Genomic DNA, 3,323 nt, shown 5'->3' with positions numbered 1-3,323 from the left:
CGGAGTCTGCTACGAGACCAAGGCTGGACGAACCGAACGCAATCAACACGAATGTCGATTTTTGTCCAGTGATTAGGTTAGTCTATTTGTGCTACAAAATAGGGTAGGCAACCGTGGTTTCAATGGAAACAAGGGGCATGTGGGATGAGCCAATATCCTCAAAATACCACCGAGCAACTGCAAGCAGAAATCCCCGTCTCGGATGGTAAGCAATCTGGGGTTTCAACTGCGATCGCGATTGGCATCAATCAATACCAATTTTTCCAGCCTTTGCGCTACGCCGAAGCCGACGCTCGGGCGGTTCGCGAGTGCTTGGCTCAACGAGGGGTTAACCACCCACAGAACTGCTGGCTATTTTCCGATACGTCGGTCCCCCTGGCGGGAGAATCCACCTATCCCAATCGCAGTCACCTGTTACATTGGTTGAACTACTTGTGCCAGCAACAACACCAATCTTTCCGCCGCGTTTGGTTTTTTTTTAGTGGCTACGGTGCCACCAGCGATCGCCGGGATTATCTAATGCCCATCGATGGCGATCCCTATCGCATCAGCGCCACAGGCATTCCTGTTCCCGCTTTACTAGGAGCTTTAAAAGCGATCGCCGGGCATCGGGTTTTGGTGATTTTGGATATGAACCGCGCCCCCAGCATTGGTTCCGGTCACCTGGTGGGCATCGATACCATGAAGGTAGCCCGCCAGTTGGGAGTACCGACGCTGCTATCGAGCAAGCCCAATCAGTTTGCCCGGGAAACCTCAGCCCTAGAACACGGATTTTTCACCCAGGCGCTGCTGGAAGCCTATGCCCAAGATCCCGATATTTCCCTTTCTCAGTTGTATGCGTACCTGCGCGATCGCATGCGATCGCTGACCAACCACCACAACGTGCCTCCCCAAGACCCTATTTTGGTGGCACCATCAGTTGCCCTGCAACAGCCAGTTTTTCGCGATTTGCCTGCCCAGGGAGTGGTCAATGGCGGGGTCCCCCTGTTTTTCCCCGAACGGGGAACGGATACCAACGGAAGCAACGGCAAAATAGCTTCCCAGGAAACTTTATCAGTTGACCCGTCGCGATCGCCAGAGAAATCTTCCCGTTGGTTGTTGCCGGCAACGGTGACCCATTATTTCTTAGTGGCGGGGATAGCAGCGGTCGCTTTGTTGTTGGGGATGTTGTTGGGATACACCCTGCGCCAAGAACCGGCAGCGGTTTCCCCAGCCAGTAACCGGGGCGAATCCGAGGCAGCGACTCCGACAACAGCAACCCCAACGGAGGAAAACAACGCCCCAGCTACCCCCACCGCCCCCACCAACAGTGAAGACAAGGATGCCCAACACGGGCAACCAACAGCCCCGGAACCTTCGTCGACAGCGGTGGGCATGCAAGCCACCGATGGAGAAACGCCTGCCCCAGAAACATCGCCGGAAGTAGGTAAGGATAATGCTGTTCCTGACGTACCGGCTTTGGAGTCTATTGCTGCCGTGCAGGCTTCTCAGTTTAGCCGGGCGATTGCCAGCGCGCGCAACCTCCCTGCAGACCATCCATTTGCTGACGATGCCAGCGATGCGATTACCCGTTGGGGGCTTACGATTTGGGAGATAGCACAAGCAAGGGCGCAGTTGGGAGACTATCAAGGGGCGATGGCGGCGGCGCAGCTGGTACCCCGCGACCGAGAACAATTGCAGCAGCAGGTCCAAACTTCACTGCCTCAGTGGCAAGACCGCTACGAGAAACAACAGGAAAATCAAGAAATTATGGCGGCGGCGCAGAAAATCCCCCGCAATGGTCAAGCTTCTTCCTACATTCGTGCCATTAATAAGTTGCGTGCTATTGAATCTGGAGAGCCTTACTACGACCAAGCCCAACAGTTACAACAGCGCTGGAGTCAAGCGATTTGGGAAATTGCCAGCGATCGCGCTGAGAAAGAAAACTATCAAAGTGCCATTCAAGCGGCGGTTTTGGTTCCCGAAGAAGCAGATAATTACGAGACGGTACAAAAAGCGATCGCATCTTGGCGGGAAAAATCGTAGGTATCCGGTCATTGGTTAGTACGCGCCCGTGTTTTTGCTCCAGAAGATTTTTAAAGTCTTCAGAATTAACTTGACATCGTACAGCAAGCTCCACTGTTGTTGGTAGCGCAAATCGAGCTGAATTACATCTTCAAAGTTGCGCACTCGCGATCGCCCGTTGACCTGCCATTCCCCGGTCATCCCCGGTTTTACATTAAGCCGCTGCCAGGAAGGGACTTCGTAGCGTTCCACCTCGTCGGGGGTGGGCGGTCGGGTTCCCACCAAGCTCATATCCCCCTTGACAACATTGTAAAATTGTGGTAGCTCGTCCAAGCTCGTGCGGCGGAGAAACTTACCCACCCGGGTGATGCGCGGGTCGTTTTCGTTTTTGAACAGGGGGCCTTGGACTTGATTTTTTACTTCTCCCTTGCGGGCTTCTGCATCGGCACACATGGAGCGAAATTTCCACAGCCAAAACCGCTTGCCCAGCAACCCGCAGCGAATTTGTCGGAAGAAAATGGGACCGGGGCTGTCGAGTTTGATGGCGATGGCAATGACAGGAAATAAAACGGCGGTGATGCTCAAGCCTACCAGACCGCCAACAATATCCATTGCCCGTTTCACCCGCGATCGCACCGACGGATGGGGAACGGGAAAGTCTTCGTGGTTGAGGGAAAGATTTTCGCTGCTTCTGGATTCCGGTTGCGACTCAAAGACCAGGACGCGGTCGAGACCAGTCACGGAAAAAACCATCATCACCGGACGATGGACTTCCCGCAGCACCAATTCTCGACCTTGTTGTTGGACGAGCTTCAAAATATTAACCAAAGCCCCCACGCCACTGCTATCAACAAACGTGGTGCGATGAAAGTCCAGAACGAGACGTTTGGTGGCTGGTTCGGAATTTAAAAGTTCTTGACAGTTTTGCTTAAAAGGCACCGCTTCCAGGACGCTTAAACGCGGTGGCATTTCAATAATCGTAGTATCCCCTCGGGAGATTGTGTGGAATTCCCCCGTTGGTGCCGGTTCACTCATAAAAAGTCAAGATTGAGAAGTTTTCCCTGTTGACACTCTCACCAATAGAATTCGTGAGGTTCTCGCTTCGTTGGGTGTACCTGTGAAGAGATTCGCTATGAGCTAGTCCATCCCCGGCAACAGGGACCCTCGACGAGCGTTTTTCCACCCTGCAGTGGACGTACTTTCAATACCTCGATTTAAAACCACTTGTGTTGTTGCCACCTGCTACTTCCTAATAGGTGATTTACTGGACAATAATTGACTTTTATTGACTTGATAGTCGTAGCCATCTTTCTTAAAGA

2 protein-coding genes are annotated in these 3,323 nt (G+C 52.9%); one reads left to right on the top strand and one right to left on the bottom strand.

Annotated elements, in window-relative coordinates:
• Window positions 1–144: 144 nt before the first annotated feature.
• Entirely contained in the window at window positions 145–2,025 is a 1,881-nt protein-coding gene (locus AS151_RS07500) for a caspase family protein (protein WP_071516429.1), read from the top strand.
• Window positions 2,026–2,040: 15 nt separating this feature from the next.
• Here AS151_RS07500 and AS151_RS07495 read toward each other — a convergent pair whose 3' ends face one another.
• The gene (locus tag AS151_RS07495; protein ID WP_071516428.1) at window positions 2,041–3,039 is read right to left on the bottom strand and encodes a sugar transferase; all 999 of its coding nucleotides are present in this window, start codon (window positions 3,037–3,039) and stop codon (window positions 2,041–2,043) included.
• Window positions 3,040–3,323: the final 284 nt, after the last annotated feature.

Source organism: Geitlerinema sp. PCC 9228 (genome assembly GCF_001870905.1).
Lineage (GTDB): Bacteria > Cyanobacteriota > Cyanobacteriia > Cyanobacteriales > PCC-9228 > PCC-9228.
The sequence above is the reverse complement of the archived record's forward strand: the minus strand, read 5'-3'. Positions and strand labels throughout refer to the sequence as shown.